This window comes from Solirhodobacter olei (assembly GCF_004010155.1).
Lineage (GTDB): Bacteria > Pseudomonadota > Alphaproteobacteria > Rhodobacterales > Rhodobacteraceae > Solirhodobacter > Solirhodobacter olei.
Genome location: NZ_RRYH01000009.1, coordinates 36803 through 54852 on the forward strand (window position 1 = coordinate 36803; position 18050 = coordinate 54852).

The 18050-nt window shown below is 71.8% G+C and carries 14 protein-coding genes; 6 read left to right on the forward strand and 8 right to left on the reverse strand.

Translation table 11 applies throughout. The features are described 5' to 3' along the window. Window positions 1–7: 7 nt before the first annotated feature. The 8 genes from EIP85_RS08100 to EIP85_RS08135 all read right to left on the reverse strand — a co-directional run bounded on the left by EIP85_RS08100 (window position 8) and on the right by EIP85_RS08135 (window position 10601). On the reverse strand, window positions 8–565 hold the full coding sequence (locus tag EIP85_RS08100) for a PqiC family protein (protein WP_127901673.1): 558 nt from the start codon (window positions 563–565) through the stop codon (window positions 8–10). A gap of 10 nt (window positions 566–575) precedes the next feature. Further along, on the reverse strand, window positions 576–2681 hold the full coding sequence (locus EIP85_RS08105) for an MlaD family protein (protein WP_127901674.1): 2106 nt from the start codon (window positions 2679–2681) through the stop codon (window positions 576–578). Then, window positions 2678–3334, reverse strand: coding sequence for a paraquat-inducible protein A (locus EIP85_RS08110; RefSeq protein WP_127901675.1), 657 nt, complete (start codon window positions 3332–3334; stop codon window positions 2678–2680). Before EIP85_RS08110 ends, EIP85_RS08105 begins: the two co-directional genes overlap by 4 nt. Beyond that, window positions 3301–3948 (reverse strand): paraquat-inducible protein A, encoded by a 648-nt coding sequence (locus tag EIP85_RS08115; RefSeq protein ID WP_127901761.1) that lies wholly within the window; start codon window positions 3946–3948, stop codon window positions 3301–3303. Before EIP85_RS08115 ends, EIP85_RS08110 begins: the two co-directional genes overlap by 34 nt. 114 nt (window positions 3949–4062) lie before the next feature. Then, on the reverse strand, window positions 4063–5145 hold the full coding sequence (locus EIP85_RS08120) for a right-handed parallel beta-helix repeat-containing protein (protein ID WP_127901676.1): 1083 nt from the start codon (window positions 5143–5145) through the stop codon (window positions 4063–4065). A 43-nt stretch (window positions 5146–5188) separates the two neighbouring features. After that, window positions 5189–6565 (reverse strand): glycosyltransferase, encoded by a 1377-nt coding sequence (locus EIP85_RS08125; protein ID WP_127901677.1) that lies wholly within the window; start codon window positions 6563–6565, stop codon window positions 5189–5191. Next, window positions 6562–7992 (reverse strand): glycosyltransferase family 4 protein, encoded by a 1431-nt coding sequence (locus tag EIP85_RS08130; protein WP_127901678.1) that lies wholly within the window; start codon window positions 7990–7992, stop codon window positions 6562–6564. The genes EIP85_RS08125 and EIP85_RS08130 overlap by 4 nt, the downstream gene beginning before the upstream one ends. Continuing rightward, on the reverse strand, window positions 7989–10601 hold the full coding sequence (locus tag EIP85_RS08135; RefSeq protein WP_164871675.1) for an O-antigen ligase family protein: 2613 nt from the start codon (window positions 10599–10601) through the stop codon (window positions 7989–7991). Before EIP85_RS08135 ends, EIP85_RS08130 begins: the two co-directional genes overlap by 4 nt. A 581-nt stretch (window positions 10602–11182) precedes the next feature. Between EIP85_RS08135 and EIP85_RS08140 the strand changes: the two genes are divergently transcribed. Genes EIP85_RS08140 through galE form a run of 6 tightly spaced genes read left to right on the forward strand, consistent with a single transcriptional unit; the run spans window position 11183 to window position 17998 of the window. Next, a complete protein-coding gene (locus EIP85_RS08140) occupies window positions 11183–11866 on the forward strand; it encodes a sugar transferase (RefSeq protein WP_127901680.1) in 684 nt (227 codons plus the stop codon). After that, window positions 11863–13467, forward strand: coding sequence for an oligosaccharide flippase family protein (locus tag EIP85_RS08145; RefSeq protein WP_127901681.1), 1605 nt, complete (start codon window positions 11863–11865; stop codon window positions 13465–13467). Before EIP85_RS08140 ends, EIP85_RS08145 begins: the two co-directional genes overlap by 4 nt. A gap of 9 nt (window positions 13468–13476) precedes the next feature. Beyond that, window positions 13477–14697, forward strand: a complete 1221-nt coding sequence (locus EIP85_RS08150) for a glycosyltransferase (RefSeq protein ID WP_127901682.1) — start codon at window positions 13477–13479, stop codon at window positions 14695–14697. Further along, window positions 14694–15947 carry a glycosyltransferase family 4 protein gene (locus tag EIP85_RS08155; RefSeq protein WP_127901683.1) on the forward strand — a complete coding sequence of 418 codons (1254 nt, stop codon included), beginning with the start codon at window positions 14694–14696 and terminating at the stop codon, window positions 15945–15947. Before EIP85_RS08150 ends, EIP85_RS08155 begins: the two co-directional genes overlap by 4 nt. A 1-nt stretch (window position 15948) precedes the next feature. Continuing rightward, entirely contained in the window at window positions 15949–16929 is a 981-nt protein-coding gene (locus EIP85_RS08160; protein WP_127901684.1) for a glucosamine inositolphosphorylceramide transferase family protein, read from the forward strand. 10 nt (window positions 16930–16939) lie between these two features. Then, on the forward strand, window positions 16940–17998 hold the full coding sequence (gene galE / locus EIP85_RS08165) for a UDP-glucose 4-epimerase GalE (protein ID WP_277749292.1): 1059 nt from the start codon (window positions 16940–16942) through the stop codon (window positions 17996–17998). Window positions 17999–18050: the final 52 nt, after the last annotated feature.

Consider the following 18050-nt stretch of genomic DNA (forward strand, 5'->3'; position numbering starts at 1 on the left):
CGGGGCCCTACTTCAGCTGGGCGATCTGCGCGGCAAGCTCCGTCAGCGCCTTGGCCTGCGCCCGGCTCACGCCGTCGGCATTCTCGGAAGCCAGCGGCACGGCGATGTCGAAGCGCCGCGTCAGGTCGCGCCCGCCCGCCCCGGCGGGGGTGACGAAATACCGACCCGCGACATGCATCCGCCCGTCCGCCCCGGCGTAGAGCCGGGTGATGCGCACGTCGAGCCGCCGGTCCGGCCCCTGGCTCATCGGCCAGGGCTCGGCGATCGCCGTCGCCCCGCTCTGGTCCGAAATCTGCTCGGCCAGGATCCGGGTAATCGCGGCGGCGGGCGCATCCGCCCAAAGCTGGTTCGGATAGCTCTTCAGCGACCCGTCGGCAGCCTGCAGCGTGATCTCCGGCGCCTTGGCGTATTGCGGCAGCGACACGTCGCGCACCTCGACCCGCCCCAGCCTGTCGGGCAGATGCCGCGCCGCCGACGGCGGGTCCATCAGGTGCAGCGTCGGCTGGGTCCCGACGCAGGCCGACAGCATCAGGCAGGTGAGGGCGAGAACGGGCCGCAGCGCCATGGGATCTCTCCTAACGTCCGAGAATGAAGGCCTGGGGGTTGCGCTGGATCATCCGCGCCACCCCGGCGATGGATTCCGCCGCATCCCGCAGCTTGCGCAGCGTGTCGAGCGTATCCGCGTTGAAGGACGACCGCGGCCCGTAGGACGACAGCACCCCGTCCGCCTGCGCCACCACCGCGTCCAGCCGCTTGACCAGCGCCGGCAGCTGGTCGCTTGCCTGCTTGACCGCCTCGGCGGCCCGGTCGGCGGAGGAGAGCGTGCTGTTCAGGTTCTCCACCGCCCCGCCCTGGCGCAGCGCGTCCAGCATCCGGTTCAGCGATCCCAGCGCCTGGTTCAGCGACTGCGGCAGTTTCGCCATCTGGTCCGAGGCGGTCAGCCGGTTCAGCGACACCACCAGGTCGTTGGCGTTCGAGACCAGCGCGTCGAGCGGCAGCTTCGACGCCTTCTCGCCCAGCGCGGTATAGGTGTCCACCAGCTTCGGCACGCCCTTGGCGCTGTCGCTCACCGCCTGCGCCGCCTCGCTCGCCCGGTTCATGGCAGAGACGATGCTGCCCACCGCATCGGCCTTCTTGAGGGCCGCGAAGAACTGGTCCGCCCCGGTCAGCGCCTTGTTCAGCGCCTCCGGCGCCGATTGCAGCGCGGGCGAGCCCACGACGCCGCGCATGTCGTCCAGCAGCCCGATCAGCGCGCCGGGCGCCTTTTGGGTATCGCTCTGGTTCACCAGCTTGTTGACGCTGTCCAGAACCGAGATCGCGGAGTTCATCAGCTGCTCGATCGGCAGCGCCTTGATGCGCGCCAGCGCCCCCTCGGCGGAGGTGGAGATATCCGGGATCGAGGGCGCGACCGAGGGCAGCACCGGATAGGGCTTGGCCCCGGTGTCGAGCGCCGCCCTGGTCGCGTTCGGCACATCGACCAGCGCGATCTCAAGCGAGCCGCCCAGAAAGCCCATCGCCGTCACCCTGGCGCGCAGGCCACCGGCCACCTCGTTGCGCAGGAAGCTCATCAGCTCGGGCTGCCCCGCGCTCCCGCCCAGCCCCATCCGTTCGGGGCTGACGGTGAAATCCACCCGCTGCTTGACGATCCGCCGGCCGTTCGGCGCCCGCGCCATCTGCACGGCCAGGTCCGAAACCTCGCCCACCTTCAGCCCGCGGAAGGTCACGGCGTCGCCCGCCTTCAGCCCCTCCACCGCATGCTCCAGCACGATCGACAGGCTGACCCGCGGCGCCCCGGTGTCGAGGAACACGCTCTCGCGCGCCTTGGCCTCGTCGGAATAGAGCCGGAAGACATGGTGCGGCTTCACCTTCGTGCCGCCGCCGGCGAAGGATTCGAACTCCACCCCGCCCTGGATCAGCGCGGACAGGCTGCCGACATGCAGCTTCACCCCGCTCGCGCCCAGCGAGACCGAGAAGCCGGAGGTATCCCAGAACTTGCTGGCCGAGGTCAGCCACTTGTCATAGGGCGCCTTGACGAAGGCATCGACGAGAACGCCATGCCCCGACGGGTCGAGCCTGATGTTGCGCAGCTCCCCCACCTTGATGCCGCGCAGCAGGACCGGCGCCCCGTCGATCAGCGCGCCGCCGTCGGGGGCAGAGATCGTCACCCAGATGCCCGCGTTCGGCGTCACCGCCAGCGGCGCCTGCTCGACCCCGGTGAACCAGGTCGGCGCGGGCCCATTGGGGGGCTTGCCCCACTGCCCCTCGATGAAGACGCCGGACAGGACGGTGTTGAGCCCGGTGATGCCGCCGAAGCCGATCTGCGGCCGCACGATCCAGAACTGCGCGTCCTGGCCGATCCGGCGGGCCACCTGCTTGTCCACCCGCACGCTGACCAGAACGCGGCTCAGGTCCGGGGTGAAGCCCACCTTCTCGACCTTGCCCACGGTCACGTCTCGGTATTTCAGCACGCTCTGCCCCGGCACGAGGCCGGCCGCGTTCTCGAAGGTGACATCGATCAGCACGCCGCGGTCGCTGTAGGCGCGCCAGGCCACGGCGAGCGAGACGATCAGCGCGATCACCGGCACGATCCAGACGATCGACAGGCTGCCGCGCAGACGCCCGCGCGCCGGGGTCACGTCCATTTCATGGGGCGTCTCGGGGGGGTCCGGATCCTCGCTCATGCCGCCTCTGCCCCGCGCCCTGCATCCGCCCCGCCGCGATCCCAGATCAGCCGCGGATCGAAGCTCTGCGCCGCCAGCATGGTGAAGGCGACCGACAGCGCGAAGAACACCGCCGCCGGCCCGGGGTGGATCTGCGCCAGCTTGCCCAGCTGCACCAGCGACGACAAGATCGCCACCACGAAGACATCGATCATCGACCAGCGCCCGATGAAATCCACCAGCCTCAGCAGCCGGTGCCGGCGGTGCAGCGAAACCGGCGCGCGCCGCCCCAGCGTCAGCGCAAGCTGCGCGATGGCGATGAACTTGCCCAAGGGCACCACGACAGAGGCCACAAAGACGATCGCCGCCACCCCCCAGTCCTGCGCCCGGGCAAGCTCGAATATGCCGCCGAGGATGGTGTTCTGGCTCGCCCCCGTCGTCAGCGTCGAGGTGTCGAGCATCGGGTAGAGATTGGCCGGGACATAGAGGATCACCCCCGCGCTCAGCCAGGCCCAGACCCGCTGCAGGCAGATCCGCCGGTCGGCCTCCAGCCGGGTGCCGCAGCGCGCGCAGGCGTGCTGGCCCGCGGGCGCGACCTGGCCGCAGCCGCGGCAGCCCACCAGCCCGGCGCGGCGCGCCGTCAAAGCGGGGATGTCGGGTCGAGCGCGTCCCATATCGTCCAATCGTTGGTCAGGCTGTCCATGGCGGCGGCGGCCACCACCAGCAGCGCGAAGGCCCAGAAGGCGGGGCCGAGGCCCACGCTGGCAAGCCCGCCGATCTTCACGATGGCGACAACGGTGCCGATCAGGAACACCTCCGCCATCGCCCAGGGCCTGATCCGCCCCGCCAGCCGGAAGGCCCGCCGCGCCTGGGCGAATGGCGCCCGCCCCGCCGCCAGCGGCCCCAGCGCGAAGATCAGCGCCAGCACCCGCGCCACCGGCAGAAGCACGATCAGCAGCATCACCGCCACCGAAAGCGGCGCGAGAAAGCCCTCGGAATAGGCAAGCGCCGTCCCGAAGATCGAGCTTTCATGGCTGACCCCGCCGGTCGCGACCGACAGGAACGGAAAGAACATCGCGCCCCCCATCAGGATCGCCACGGTCAAGGACAGCGCCACGATCTTCGCCGCCGCCTCCGGCCGGGGCGAGAAGAGAAGATGCCCGCAGCGGCTGCAGCGCGCGCGTTCCCCCGGCCCGATCTCGCGCCGGGCAAGCAGCAGGTCGCATTCCGGGCAGGCCAGCATGCGGCCGGGCGAAGGCGCGGCACGCGGCGCGCAGCTCTCGGTCATCGGCGGGGTCTGTCGCAAGGGGTCCAGCTCTGTCCGATGGGGGGGCTCGGTCATTCAACGCCAATGCCACGGCCAGCGCAAGGCCCGCCGGCGGAGGTCCGCCCCGGCGCGCGCTCACTGGCCCGCGCAGAGGATCACCGGCCCGCAATGCAGACCCGGGGCAAGGTGGATGCGGGTCTCCGCCCACATCCGGCCGGCCAGATAGGCCCAGCTGGCCGAGCTGCGCACGTCGTTCGGGGTGATCACCGTCTCGGTCATCCCGCCGCCCCGGCCGAAATCGGAGTAATGGATCTGCCCGACCCCGACCAATGTGTTGTCCTGCACCACGATCCCGCGCGACGGCAGGGGAAAGCGGGCGTATTCATTGGCCATCACCACCCCCGGCGCGGGCTTGCCGAAGCGGTAGAAATCGCTGTTGCCGGTGGAGAAGATCACGTTGTGCCGCACCACCGAATAAGGGGCGTTGTCGACATAGATCTGCACGCTGAAATTGTCCCACACCACGTTGCGCCGCACCTGGACGCCGCTCACCGACAACAGCCCGATCCCCTCGCAATAGTTCCGCTCCACCACGTTGCGCTCCACCACCGTGCCGTCCGACATGGCGATCCCGATGGCGAAGGGCCAGCCGCTGTCCCAGGTCCGCGCCGCGTTCTCCAGGCAGTTGAGGTAGACGACGTTCCCCGTCACCAGGTTGCGCGCCGAGCGCCCGGTGGTGCCCGCCCCCACCCAGATCGCGTTCCGCCGGCTCCCGGTGACGGTGTTGTAGGAGATCGTCACCCCCTGCCCCTCCCAGACGCTGATGCCGGACCGGGTGGCATCGCGCAGCGCGAAGCCGGTGAAGGTCACGTAGCTCCCCGCGATGGTGACAAGGTCGCTGTTCCAGGGCGTGCCGCGCCCCTCGAAGGCGACGGTTCCGACCCGCTCGGGCCGGATCACGATCCGCGCGCCCGGCCGGCCGGAGCGGCGGAAGACCTGCACGCCGCGGTAGATCCCGGGATGGACCAGCACCGTGTCGCCGGGCCGCGCCAGCCGCCCCGCGGCGTCGAGGCCCGCCACCGGATGCGCGGCGCTGCCGTCGGCACTGTCCTGCCCGTCGAGGGCGACATGGATCGTCCGCGCGCCCGCGGCGGCTCCGAACGCCAGCATCAGGCCGAGGGCCAGGGCGGTCAGGACAGTCGGTCGAAGCCAGGCCATCGGGCACCTCTCGCGGATCGGTCCGGAAGGTCGTTCATGCAGACTACACGATCACATTGGTCAGCGCATGACCGCGCGTCGCGCGTGGGCGTGGAACCGCCCGGCTCCGCGCGTCCGAAAGGCAAAGCGCAACGTTCCGCCGCCAGCGCTCGCGCAGCACCACCGGGTCATGCCGCGCGATCGCCCAGTCCCGCGCCGCCCGCGCGATCGCCTCCGCATCGACTGTCCCGCCGCGCAGCCCGGCGACATGCGCCGCCAGATCCACCCCGCTGTCCCAGGCCAGCACGTTCCGCCCCGGCGCCATCGCCATCCCGTCGAGCGCGGAGACATGGGCCAGGACCACCGTGCCGTTCAGCGCGGCCGTAATGATCTTGGTCTTGATGCCGCCGGGCGTGACCTCCGGCACCAGCATCCAGCGATAGCGCTGCAATTCCGCGTCGAGCGCCTCGACATAGCCGCGGAAGCGAAACGCCGGCGACAGGGCCGCGCGGTGCCGCTCCTCCGCCACGCCCACCACGCTCACCGCGAGATCCGCGATCCCGCCCGCCGCCAGCGCCGGCATCACCTCGCGATCGAAGCGCCTCAGCGCGACGAGGTTCGGCCCGTAGTCGAGCCCGCCAAGGAACACCGCCTCCTCCGGCCGCGCGCCGAGCTCCGGCAGCTCCGCCGGCCCCTCGATGGCCATCGGCGTGTCGGCCACCACCCGCTCCGCCCGGCGGGCGAGCCGCGCGGCCTCCGCCTCGCTGACCAGGCTGACGAGGTCGGCCGCACGCGCCACCTCCGCCTCGCGCCGGGCGAGGATCCCCGCCTCCAGCCGCATCATCAGCGGCTGCACCCGGCCGAGCAGCGGCATCACCCGCCGCATCAGCGGCGCCTGGTGATAGCCGAAGAGGTTGTCCTCGCGCCGCGCGGCCTCCGCCAGGTGGGCGTAGCGGGCAGAGAGCAGGTCGTCGAGATCGGCGATCCAGGGCAGCCCGCTCCTCTCGCCATAGCCGGCGGTGCGGATCATGTCGGTCAGCACCAGGTCGTAATCGTTGCCCGCGATCAGCTCCGCGATCATCCGGTGCGCGCGGCGGCTGTCATAGAGCGCCTCGTTGATCGAGCGGTCGCCGAAGGCCAGCGCCAGCGCCGCGTTCAGCGCCAGCTCCCGGCTGCGCGGCAGCGGAAGGCGCAGGAAGGTCGCGGCACCCCCCACCGGCTCCGGCCCGGAAGAGCTGCCGAAATGGCAGACGGTCACATGGTGGCCAAGCCCGGTCAGGCTGCCGAGGATCGTCCGCAGCACCATCTTGCGCCCCGACATCCGCCCGCGCGGATCCCGGGTGCAGACCATCAGGATGCGCAGCGCGCGCTCCGGCGCGAGCGCGGCGTTGGCGGCGGCAAGCGACGCGGCGGCGGTCGGGGGCGGGGCGTGCTGCGTCATCGAACCTGCCGCGCCTCCCCGCCTGAATTGCGGCCTGAAGCGCCGCCTGTCTGGCCGCCCGTCGCGCCGCCCGTCTCTGTGCCGCCACCCGGCCGGCTGGTGTCGCGGATCAGCGCGAAAAGCCGTGCGGCGCTGGCCTTCTGGTCGAACTCCCGCTCCACCAGCGCGCGCCCGGCGCGGGCCCGGTCCGCCGCCGCCTCCGGATCGTCATGCACCTGCCGGATCGCCCGGGCGAGGCCCACGCCGTCCTCGCGCTCGAACAGAAGCCCGGTCTCGCCGTCGCGCACGATCTCGGGGATCCCAGTCAGCCGCGTCGCCACCACGGGCAGCAGGGCCGCGAACGCCTCCACGATCACCGTCGGCAAGCCCTCGGTCTGGCGGCGCGGCCCGATCCGGCTCGGCACCACCAGCAGCGCGGCCTCGGCCATCGCCTGGCGCACCTCTTCGTTCCTCTGCCGGCCATGGAAATGGCAGCGCGGGCCAAGGCCGAGGCTCTCTGCCATCCGCTCCAGCCGCGGCCGTTCCGGCCCGTCGCCGAGGATGTCCAGCCGCCAGTCCGGCAGCTGCAGCCGCGCCAGCGCCTGCAGCAGCAGGTCCACCCCCTTGCGGTATTCGAGCGAGCCGACATAGAGCAGCCGGAACGTCCCGCGGTCCCGCGCCCGCGGCAACCGCATCGGCGGCGGGCCCAGCTCGGCTCCGACATGGATCACCACCGGCGGGCGCCCCGCCAGTGCCGGGACATGGTCGAGGATGAAGGCGCGGTTATAGTCGCTGATGGTGCGCACGAATGCCGCCTCCGGCAGCTTCTCGGCCAAAAGCGCCTGGGTCTCGTAGAGGTCATGGGCATGGCTCGACAGGCTGAACGGGATCCCCGTCATCCGCGCCGCGATCCAGGCCGCCGTCGCCGGATGGCCGGCATAGGCGGCGTGGATATGATCGCAGCCCCAGGCCTCCAGCGCGCGCGCGATGCGCAGGCTCTTCGGCAGGATGAACAGCGATTTCAGCAACATCACCGGATCCCGCCGGCAGCCCCGCAGGATGTCGCGAAGGATCGCGCGGATCACGCCGGGCTTGCGGCGCAGCGCCGCGAGACAGGCCCCCAGCACCCCGGCCGAGGCGAAATAGGGATAGTCCACCGCCCAGTCGAGCGTCGGCCGGGCGAAATCGTGAACCGTGCCCCGCCGGTTGAAATGCGTCAGATGGAAGATCCGCACCTCGCAGCCCAGCCGGTGCATCTCCATCACGTCGCGCATGATGAAGGTCTCGGTCGTCTTCGGGAACTCGGTGACGATGAAGGCCAGCTTCAGCCGCGCCTCCCCGGCCCGGTCCGGCACGGCGGCGGTGCCCGGGAAGGGCACCACGCGGGGGCTCTCCTCCGCCGCGACCGGCGGAGGCGGGATCGGACCGGCGGAGGGAACCGGGCTCATCGCGACTTGCCTCCCTTGCGGCTCTGGAACGCCGGGCCATGCGCCGGGTTCAGCGGCGCGCCGGGCAGCGAGGCGCGGAACTTCACCAGCGCGGTGGTCAGGAAGATCAGCAGGCAGGCGATCACCGCCGCGGCTATCCCCGCGATGGCGATGCGCAGCTTGGCCGAGGGCCCGATCGGGTTGCCCGCCGCCGGGCGCCGGTCGACCACCTCCACCGCCGGGGCGACCTCGCGCCGATAGGCAGAGGAGATATCGGCCGAGGTCCGCTCCTGCACCAGCAGGCTCAGGTTGCGGTTCACCTCGGAAATCTGCGCGTCGACCGGCTGCAGCGCGATGGCAAGCCCGGCCGTGCCGCCCGGCTCGGCATCGCCAGCCGCGCCGCTGCCGCCCGCGCCGCCATCCGCCGATGCGGACACCTGGCTCAGCGCCTCCACCCCGCCGCCCATCACGCCGCCGGTGGCGCCGCCGGGCGTCGCCCCGCTGCCCTGGCCGTAGCGTGCCAGGATCGCGTCGCGCTGCCGCGTCAGCTCTGCCAGATGGCCCAGCGCCCGGGTGATGCGGCCGTCGAAGAAGCCGGTGGCGTCCGTCTCGAACAGCGCCTTGCGCTTGGCGAGGTAGTTCTCCACCTGCAGCTTCACCATCCGGTCGGCCACCGCCGGATCGGGGTTGCGGGCACTCACCTCGACCATCGTGGCGCCCTGCACCCGGGTCACGCGGAAGGCCCGCGACAGCGCGCTCGCCAGCGCCTCGGTCGAGGTCGGCATCCCGTTCGCCCCGCGCTTGCGCCCGGCGATGGGCCAGATCTCGTCTGCGGTCTTGGTGAACAGGTCGCGCGCGCTCAGAAGCTGCATCTCGGTGAACAGCGCGTTGTCCAGCGTGACGATGACGTTCTCGCCCCAGTCGCGCCGCGCCTCGCCCGGGGTGACCGGGAAATACTCGCGCCCGAAGCGGTAGATCAGCGTCTCCTCGGCCTGGTAGTCGCGCGGCGAGGTCTGCACCTGCCACCAGCCAAGGCCCAGCCCGGCCAGCGTGAAGGCCAGGATCACCAGCTTGCGCCGCCACAGCACCGCACCGGCCTGAAGGATATACTCTCGGTCACTGATCATGGATCTTCTCCGCGTTCGGTAGCTCTCCCGGCCGCTCGACGGGCGAAACTGCGCGGCCGACCAGACGGACAGGAGCAGGGCGACATCCAGCCACAGGAAGCGCTGGTAGGCGCCGTGCAGGAAGATCGAGGTGGCCAGGTAGCCGACCGTGCTCAACAGGATGCCGAGGACGAGCGCGGCATCCCGCGTCTCCCCCTCGGCGGCGAGGCCCCGCCGGGCCCGGATGGCAAGCGCCATCGCGGTGCCGACGAAGCCGGTGAAGAGGGCAAGCCCGACGAGCCCGCCCTCGGCGAGGATCTCCAGGTAAAGGCTGTGCGCCTGCGCGGGCGCGCCCACGTTGAAGCCGTAGCGCAGCGCGACCTGGGAATATTCGACCCCGAACTGGCCGGTGCCGACCCCGAAGATCGGGTTGGCCCGGAACATCCTCAGCGCCGCGTCGACCACCGAAAGCCGCTCCTGCAGCGCCGGGTCCATCACCCATTGCCCGCCGGTCAGCGCGGCATGCAGCGCCTGCCAGACCGGGGCGAGCCGCTCGAACGCCCGCGCCGGCAGCAGCGCCGCGCCGCCAAGCGACGCCAGCACGCCGACCAGCGCCATGCGCAGGATCGTCCGGCGGCTTCCCAGCGCCAGCAGCGCGACCAGCCCGACGATCGCCAGCCCGATCAGCGCCCCGCGCGAATAGGTGAAGACCGTCGCCGCCAGCACCGCGGCCGACCCCGCCAGCGCCGCAAGGCGCGTCAGCCGCCGCTCTCCGATCACCGCGAAAGTCGCGACCAGCGGCAGCCCGAGAACCAGCAGCTGGCCGTAGAAATTCGCGTCCGGCAGCGGCCCGGTCAGCCGCCAGCCGTCCGACTGGCCGACGACGATCTGGCGGACGACGGCATTGGCGAAGCCGAAATAGGTGCTCTCGAAGCTGCGCGTCGCATATTGGAAGACCGAAAGCGCGGCCATCGCCCCCACCGCGACCGCCGCCGCCGCCACCACCGCGCGCACCCGCGCCATCTGGGTCAGGAACCCCGCGAAGACCGCCACGATCATTAGGTCCTTGGCCAGCCCGATCACCGCGGTGGCGGTGGCCTCGGTGTCGGTCACCTGCTGCAGCGAATAGGCCCGCCCGAACAGGTAAAGCGCCACCGGCAGGGCAAGCTTCAGCACCCCGCCCAGATGCTCGCGCATCACCGCCGCCCGGGCCAGCAGGACGACGGCGAGGAAGGGCACGATGGTTCCGCCGATAGGCGGCAGGTGATGCGCCGTTGTCGCGACATCGGCGGCGTTGGAGCAGATCACCGCGGCATAGCCCGCGACCAGGATCATCGGCCGGGTCAGCCCGATCCAGGCTGCCGCCAGCGCCACGCAGAGCAAAAGGACCCGCGCGGGCCCGAGCGCGAGCCCCGCCGCGGCCGCAACCAGCGACAGCCCAAGCAGCATCCACGCCGCCTGCGCCGCCGCCTCCAGCTCCGCCTGCGACCGCCCGGCCGCTTCTGCCGCCCCTGGTTCCGGCACGAAAGACCCCATTTACCCCATGATATTTCACCCGCCGCCCCGCAAGGAATTACGGACGGAAAGAAGAAAGGTCACGACATGCCCTGGCGCCAATTCATACCGACCGGGCAGGATATGCGGCACCGGACCTCGTCTTTACGCGACTCGCGGAGTCTCACCGACCACGACATAATTATTAACTCGGGATGGCGGACTGAATAGGAGAAATAATGGCCGGGCGGGCGGCCTGGCGCGCGAGGCCGTCCGCCCGTTGCCCCCGCGCCGCAGATCACCGCGCGGAGAGGCCCGCCCCGTATCGCATTTATCTACTTAATCACAGTAACATAGGGATATGATGACAGCCCCGCGGCCCACCGCCGCCCGACCCCGCCCGTCCGCAAAAGCATCCCCCGTTGATGGCCGTCAATACGGCAGGCCGATTCTCGGCCTAATCGGAAAGCTGGCGAGGGTCGTCTCTTTCTGCCTGAACGCTTGAAAGTCACCGGGGCTTATAACATGGTTATTTGCCTCCAATAAAGGTTTGTCCTCAATTCGGCGCCAGGCGCGCTGCATTGCCCGGTTCCATTTCCAAATCGGATGCCATGACATATCTTGGAAACACGACAACCGAGAAAAGGACGGCGCGGCCGGCTCTCGCGCCAATCCGGTTCAGGCCGGTCTACCGCAACTGGGGCAAGCGCCTGTTCGACCTGCCGCTCGCCCTCGTGCTGCTGGTCTTCGCGGCGCCTGCCCTGCTGGTTCTGGCCGGCCTGATCACCCTCGACGGCGGCCGCCCGGTCTTCGCACAGCTGCGCGTCGGCCGCGGCGGCCGCCTCTACCCCTGCTACAAGCTGCGCACCATGGCGGTGGACGCCGAGGCCCGCCTCGCCTGCCTGCTGGAGACGGACCCGGCCGCCGCCGCCGAATGGGCGGAGAACCAGAAGCTTTCCAACGATCCCCGCATCACCCGGCTCGGCGGCCTGCTGCGCAAGACCAGCCTCGACGAGCTGCCCCAGCTCTGGAACGTCATCCGCGGCGACATGAGCCTGATCGGCCCCCGCCCCGTTCTGGCCGAGGAACTGAAGTGCTACGGCGCCGATGCGGAATCCTACATCCGCCTGCGCCCCGGCATCACCGGGGCCTGGCAGGTCTCCGGCCGCAACAGCCTGTCCTATGACGACCGTGTCCGCCTCGACGTGGAATACGAGCGCCGCCTCGGCTTTGCCCGGGATCTCTGGATCCTGATCCGGACGGCGAAGGCCGTGCTCTGGGCAACCGGAAAATGAAACAGATGGAGACGCCGGCCGCGGTCACCCCGGTGAAGGCCGGGGCGCCACTCCCCCCTGCCCCCGACACTGGCGAGCCGGCATCCGGGGCCCTCAGGCCCGGCGCCGTGGTGGGCGGCGCGGCTTTCACGCTGATCGCGAATTACGGCGCGAGCCTCGTCAACCTCTCCGTCACGGTGGTCCTGGCCCACAACCTCGGCCCGACGGGGATGGGCGTGGTCGCCGCCGCGCTACTGACGGTCGAGATGATCGACACGGTCCGCAACCTCGGCCTGCGCGAGGCGCTGATCTATGAACCCGACCTCGACCGGCGCTATTTCAACGCCGCCTTCCTCGTCATCCTCGCCGTGGCGCTGCTGCAGGCGCTGTGCATGGTCGCCGCGGGGATCGCCGGGGCCGCGCTGGGGATGGAGCCGCGCCTGGCGCATCTTCTGCCCTGGCTCGCGCTGATCTTCCCGCTGACCGCGCTCGGCACCCCGCAGGAGGCGATGCTGGCGCGCCAGGGCCGCTTCATCCGCCGGGCCTCGGCAGAACTTCTGAATGTCGCGGTCAAGGCCGTGGTGGCGATCGCCCTGATCGAGCTCGGCTGGGGCATCGCAGGCCTTGTCGCCGGGATGCTCGCCGGCGTGGTGGCCCGGGCCGTCTATCTCTGGGTGCGATCGACCTGGCGCCCGGCCCTGCGTCGCCCCGCCGCCGAGATCCTGCTGACGCTCTACCGCTACGGGCGGCATATCGTCTTCGTCAACCTGCTCTCGCTCCTGCGGGCGAAGGCCGACCAGTACCTCGTCGCGGCGCTGCTGATGCCCTCCGCGCTGGGCACCTATTACCTTGCCGCGCGGATCCCGGAGATGGCGATCTTCGCCGCCAATGTCTCCATCACCAACGTGGTCTTCCCCACCTTCGCCCACATCGCCCGCGAGGGCGGCAGGGCGGGCCGGCCCGAAGACCTCGGCGCCGCATACATCCGCGCCATCCGCGCCGCGATGCTGCTGATGGTACCCGTCTCGCTCGGCATCGCGGCCACCAGCCTTCCCATCGTCGAGGTCCTCTTCGGCGCCCGGTTCGATCAGGCCGCCCCGATCCTCGCCGTGCTCGCGCTGGGCGGCATTCCCCTGACCCTGGGCTGGAGCTCGGGCGATGTCTTCAAGGCCACCGGCCGCCCGCACCTGCTGACGGCGGTGACGCTGATCGAGGTGGGGCTGGCGATCCCGGTCCTCGCTCTCGCCATCCTCTTCATCCATGACCTGCGCTGGGTCGCCGCCGCCATGGTCGCCTGCGAGACGGCAAGCTGCCTCGTCCGCCTCCGCTTCATGGCGCGGTACGAGGGGGTGGGGATCGGCGAAACCCTCCGCGCCGTCGCACCGAGCCTGCTGGCCGGCGTGCTGATGGCCGCGCTGGTCCTCGGCGCGGGGCTGCATCTCCAGCCGCTCGCCCCAGCGCTGCGGCTGGCGCTTCTGATCGCGCTTGGCGCGGCGGTCTACGCCGGGCTGATCCTCGCGCTGGACCGCGGCAGCGTGGCCGAGCTGCGCCTGCTGCTGCGCCGCGTGCCGCCCGCACCGGATGCGCCACCCGCACCGGACGCACCGGCGGCGCAGGGTTAGGGGGCAGCGATGGCGGATCTCTCCCTCCCCCTCCCGCTGCCCCGCACCGCGCTGCGCTCTGCGTCCGAGGCCGGGATCCGGCCCGGCCCGAGGGGCCACATCCGCCACGTCATCGACGGGCTCGGCCACGGCGGGGCGGAGCGGCTGCTGGCCGCGACCCTGCCCCGCCTCGCTGCGCAGGGATTCTCTGTCGACGTGGTCTCGCTTCAGGACCGCGACGGCAGCACCATGCGCGCGCCGCTGGAGGCCGCGGGCATCCCGGTCCGCCAGATCGAGGTGACGAAGCTCAGGAACCTCCGGCAGGTTGCGCGCTTCCTGCGCGCGATGCAGGCCGACCGGCCCGCGCTGCTCCATGCCCACCTGGAGTTTTCCACCCTCCTCGGCGCGGCTGCGGGACGGCTCCTGCACCTGCCCACGGTCACGACGCTCCACACGCTGGAGGCCCCCGGCCTCGCCAGCCGCCGCGACCTGCGCCGCTGGCTGATGTACCGCGCGATGGCGCTGGGGATGGACCGTGTCCTCTGCCTCACCGCCGCCAACGCCAGCGCCGTCCGCGCCGGGGGCCTCGCCCGCGCCCCGATCGAGGTGCTGCCGAACGGGGTGGAGATGGCGCTGTTCGACGCCCCGCCCGCCACCGGCCGCACGGCACTGCGCGCGGCCCTGTCGATCCCGCCCGGCGCCCCGCTCGTCCTCACCGTCTGCGTGCTGAGACCCCTGAAAGGCGTCGACCGCCTGCTGAAGGCCTTCTCCGCCGTCCTCGCGCAGCTGCCCGATGCGCATCTGCTGGTCGTCGGCGACGGGCCGGAGCGCGCCGCGCTCGAAACCCTCGCCCGCAACCTCGGCCTCGGTCCCCGCCTCCGCTTCACCGGCCACCGCGCCGACGTGGCGGACCTGATGCGCGCCGCCGACCTCTTCGTGCTGCCGACCCTCTTCGACGCCCAGCCCACCGTGGTGATGGAGGCCATGGCCGCCCGCCTGCCCGTCGTCGCCTCCCGCACCGGCGGCATCCCCGACATGGTGGACGACCGCAGCGGGCTTCTCGTGCCGCGCGACGACCCGGCGGCGCTGGCCGCCGCCATCGCGGCGCTGCTGGCCGACCCGGCCCGCGCCCGCGCGCTCGGCGAGGCGGGCCGCGCGCGGGCCGAGGCCGAATTCTCCATCGACCGCCAGATCTCCCGCCTCGGCGCCCTCTACGACCGGCTGATCGCGGCACGGGAGGTGCGGCCATGAAGATCGTGATCGTCGAGACCGACAGCATGGGCGGCCTGATCCATTTCGCCTACCAGCTGGCCGAGGCGCTGGCGGCGGCGGGCGCCGATGTCACCCTGATCACCGGCCGCGATTACGAGCTTGCGTCCCTCCCCCACCGCTGCCGGGTCAGGCCGATCCTCCGCCTCTGGCCGCCGGTCGAGCCGCCCCCGCGCAGTGCCCTCGCGGCCCGCCTCCGCCGCACCCTCTGGCCGCTCCGCCGGGCGTGGCGCGCGGCGGTCCTGGCCCGCGAATGGGCCCGCCTGACGCGGGAGATCCGCCGCATCCATCCCGATGTGGCGCTCTTCTCCTCGATCCGCTTCCGCTTCCTCGCCCTCTTCCTGCGCGCGCTCGCCCGCGACGGCATCCCGCTGGCCCAGCTCTGCCACGAATTCGCCAACCGCGAGGCCGCCCCCGGCCCCGCCGCCCGCCTGGCCGGGGCGCTCCTGCCCAGCCCCTACGGGTTCTTCTCCTCGATCTTCCTGTTCTCCGCCCCCGCCGCCCGCGCCTTCCGCCGCGCCGTCCCCGAGGCCGCCGGAAAGGTCCGCGCCCTGCCCCACGGGCCAGAGCTGATCTTCGACCCTGCGCCCGGGGACGCCGCCGCGCTCGACGCCCGCTACGCGCTCGCGCCCTCCGACCGCATCGTGCTGATGTTCGGCGGCCTGCGCCCGTCCAAGGGCGTCTCCGACCTGATCGAGGCCTTCGCCCGCCTGCCCGACACCCCCGGCACGCGGCTGCTGATCGCCGGCTACCCCAGCCGCGAGTTCGACACCGGGGCCGCGCAGGAAAGCCTCGCCCGTCTCGGCCTCGCCCAACGCGCCACGCTCGATTTCCGCTACCTCGGCCGGACCGAGCTCGGCGCCCTCATCCGCCGCGCCGCCGTGGTGGTCTTCCCCTACCGCTCCGCCACCTCCTCGGGCGCGCTGGCGCTGGCCATGAGCCTCGGCCGCCCGGTCGTCGCCACCAGCGCCGGCGGCCTCGCCGACGCGGTGGAGGATGGCGTGACCGGCCGCCTCGTGCCGCCCGAAGACCCCGAGGCCCTCGCCCGCGCCATCTCCGATCTCCTCGCCGCGCCGGAGGCGGCAGAGGCCATGGCCCGGCGCGGCCGGAAGGTCATCCTGTCCGACCGCTCCTGGCCCGCCATCGCCGCGCGCATGATCGCCACGCTTGAAGCCGACCGCCCCGCCCCCGCGCCGCAGGCCGCGGGCCGGCCGGCCCCGGAAGGGGGCTGAGATGGACACGCCAAGCCCCAGCCTGCCCCACATCCCCGGCCTGCACCGCTTCCGGCGCGAGTTCTGGGCCATCGGCATCGTGTCCCAATCGCTGCAAAGCATCATCGAGGGCGGCCTGACCGCCCCCACCCGCTGGATCGCGGCCGGCCCGCACAGCTTCCTCGCCGACCCGTTCGGCCTCGTCCTTCCCGACGGCAGCCGCTTCATCTATGCCGAGCGCCTGTCCTATTCCGGCGCCGGCCGCGCCAATGGGCGGGGAGAGATTGCCGCCGCCTCCCTCGGCCCGCCAAGCGCCGCCGCGCCGCCCCGCTTCACGACGGCGCTCAGGACGGGGCACCATCTCTCCTACCCCTCGGTCATGCGTCACGCGGGGCGCTGGCTGATGTTCGCCGAATGCTGGGAGGCGGAGGGCCTCCTGGCCTTCACCGCCGAGGGGCCGGAGGGGCCCTGGCGGCTCCACAGCCGGATGCTGCCCGGCGTGCCGGTGGTCGACCCGACGCTGGTCGAACACGGCGGGCTGTGGTTCCTGTTCTGCACCCGGCAGGACGACGGCCCGCTCGAACGGCTGCACCTCTTCACCGCGCCCGATCCGCTCGGCCCCTGGCACCCGCACCCGGCCACCCCGGTGAAGGTGGACCGCGGCTCCGCCCGCCCCGCGGGCCCGATCTTCCGCGGCCGGGACCGGCGCCTTTACCGCCCCGGGCAGGACTGCCGCGAAAGCTACGGCGGCGCGCTGGTCATCCACCGGATCGAACAGCTCACCGACGAGGTCTTCCACGAGGTGCCCTACCGCCGGATCGGCCCGCTTCCCGGCCCCTGGGACGAGGGGCTGCACACCATCAGCCCCTTCGGGACAGAGACCCTGATCGACGGCAAGGCCCATCGCTGGTCGCTGCTCGAACCGATCGACACCCCCCTGCGCCAGCGGCGCGCCGCCCACCGCCGCCGCGCCGCCCGAAACGGAAGGATGCCCGATTGCTGAACGGATTCTCCTGACCGGCGGGGCCGGCTACATCGGCACGCATGTCTATATCGAACTTCTGCGGGCCGGGTTCCGCCCCGCGATCCTCGACAACTTCTCCAATTCCGATCCCGCCGTGCTCGGCGCGCTGGAAGAGATCACCGGCCAGCCGGTCGACTGCACCCGCATCGACCTGCGCGACGGTCCGGCCCTCTCCGCCGTCCTCGCCCAGGGCCGCTTCGCCGGGGTCATCCACCTCGCCGCGCTGAAATCGGTGCCGGAGTCCCTCCTCCACCCCTCCGCCTATGTCGACAACAACCTCGGTGGCCTCGTCAGCCTCGTGCGCGCGATGGAGGCGGTGGGGCCGCGGGCACTGGTCTTCTCCTCCTCCGCCACCGTCTACGGCACGCCCGAGCGGCTGCCGATCCCAGAGGACGCGGCACGCGGCTTCACCAATCCCTACGGTTTCACCAAGCTCGCCGCCGAGCAGATCCTGGAAATGGTCGCGACGGCCGATCCCCGCTGGGCCATCGGCACCCTGCGCTACTTCAACCCGGCGGGCGCGCACTCCTCCGGCCTGATCGGAGAGGCGCCGGTGGAAAGCGCCACGAACCTCTTCCCCGCCATCGCCCGCGCCGCCCTCTGCCGGGGCGCGCCGCTGCAGCTTTTCGGCAGCGACTACCCGACCCGCGACGGCACGGCGGAACGCGACTTCATCCATGTCGAAGACCTCGCCGCCGGCCATGTCCTCTCGCTCCGGCGCCTGCTCGACGACGGGCGCGGCCACCGGGTGAACCTCGGCACCGGCCAAGGCCACACGGTGCTGGAGGTCATCCGCGCCTATGCCGCCGCCAGCGGGAGGGATATCCCCTATCGCATCGCCCCCCGCCGCCCCGGCGACGTGGCGCGCTGCGTCGCCGATCCGGCCCTGGCCGAGCGCCTGCTCGGCTTCCGCGCCACCCGGGGGCTGGAGGCGATGTGCCACTCCGCCTGGAACGCGCTGATCCGGGCCGAGATGCCGCGCCAGGCCCGCGCCAGGGCCGCCGCCCGGCCGGGCTGGCCAGCCCCGCTCCAGCGCAGCTTGATTTAGATCTGATGAAGCCGAAGGCCCGATTTACGGTATCTTACGGTGCGAAAGCGGT

Excerpts from the sequence above, each read along its gene's own strand:
- EIP85_RS08100 (WP_127901673.1), bottom strand. The coding sequence starts at position 565 with ATGGCGCTGCGGCCCGTTCTCGCCCTCACCTGCCTGATGCTGTCGGCC.
- EIP85_RS08105 (WP_127901674.1), bottom strand. The coding sequence starts at position 2,681 with ATGAGCGAGGATCCGGACCCCCCCGAGACGCCCCATGAAATGGACGTG.
- EIP85_RS08110 (WP_127901675.1), bottom strand. The coding sequence starts at position 3,334 with ATGGGACGCGCTCGACCCGACATCCCCGCTTTGACGGCGCGCCGCGCC.
- EIP85_RS08115 (WP_127901761.1), bottom strand. The coding sequence starts at position 3,948 with ATGACCGAGAGCTGCGCGCCGCGTGCCGCGCCTTCGCCCGGCCGCATG.
- EIP85_RS08120 (WP_127901676.1), bottom strand. The coding sequence starts at position 5,145 with ATGGCCTGGCTTCGACCGACTGTCCTGACCGCCCTGGCCCTCGGCCTG.
- EIP85_RS08125 (WP_127901677.1), bottom strand. The coding sequence starts at position 6,565 with ATGACGCAGCACGCCCCGCCCCCGACCGCCGCCGCGTCGCTTGCCGCC.
- EIP85_RS08130 (WP_127901678.1), bottom strand. The coding sequence starts at position 7,992 with ATGAGCCCGGTTCCCTCCGCCGGTCCGATCCCGCCTCCGCCGGTCGCG.
- EIP85_RS08140 (WP_127901680.1), top strand. The coding sequence starts at position 11,183 with ATGACATATCTTGGAAACACGACAACCGAGAAAAGGACGGCGCGGCCG.
- EIP85_RS08145 (WP_127901681.1), top strand. The coding sequence starts at position 11,863 with ATGAAACAGATGGAGACGCCGGCCGCGGTCACCCCGGTGAAGGCCGGG.
- EIP85_RS08150 (WP_127901682.1), top strand. The coding sequence starts at position 13,477 with ATGGCGGATCTCTCCCTCCCCCTCCCGCTGCCCCGCACCGCGCTGCGC.
- EIP85_RS08155 (WP_127901683.1), top strand. The coding sequence starts at position 14,694 with ATGAAGATCGTGATCGTCGAGACCGACAGCATGGGCGGCCTGATCCAT.
- EIP85_RS08160 (WP_127901684.1), top strand. The coding sequence starts at position 15,949 with ATGGACACGCCAAGCCCCAGCCTGCCCCACATCCCCGGCCTGCACCGC.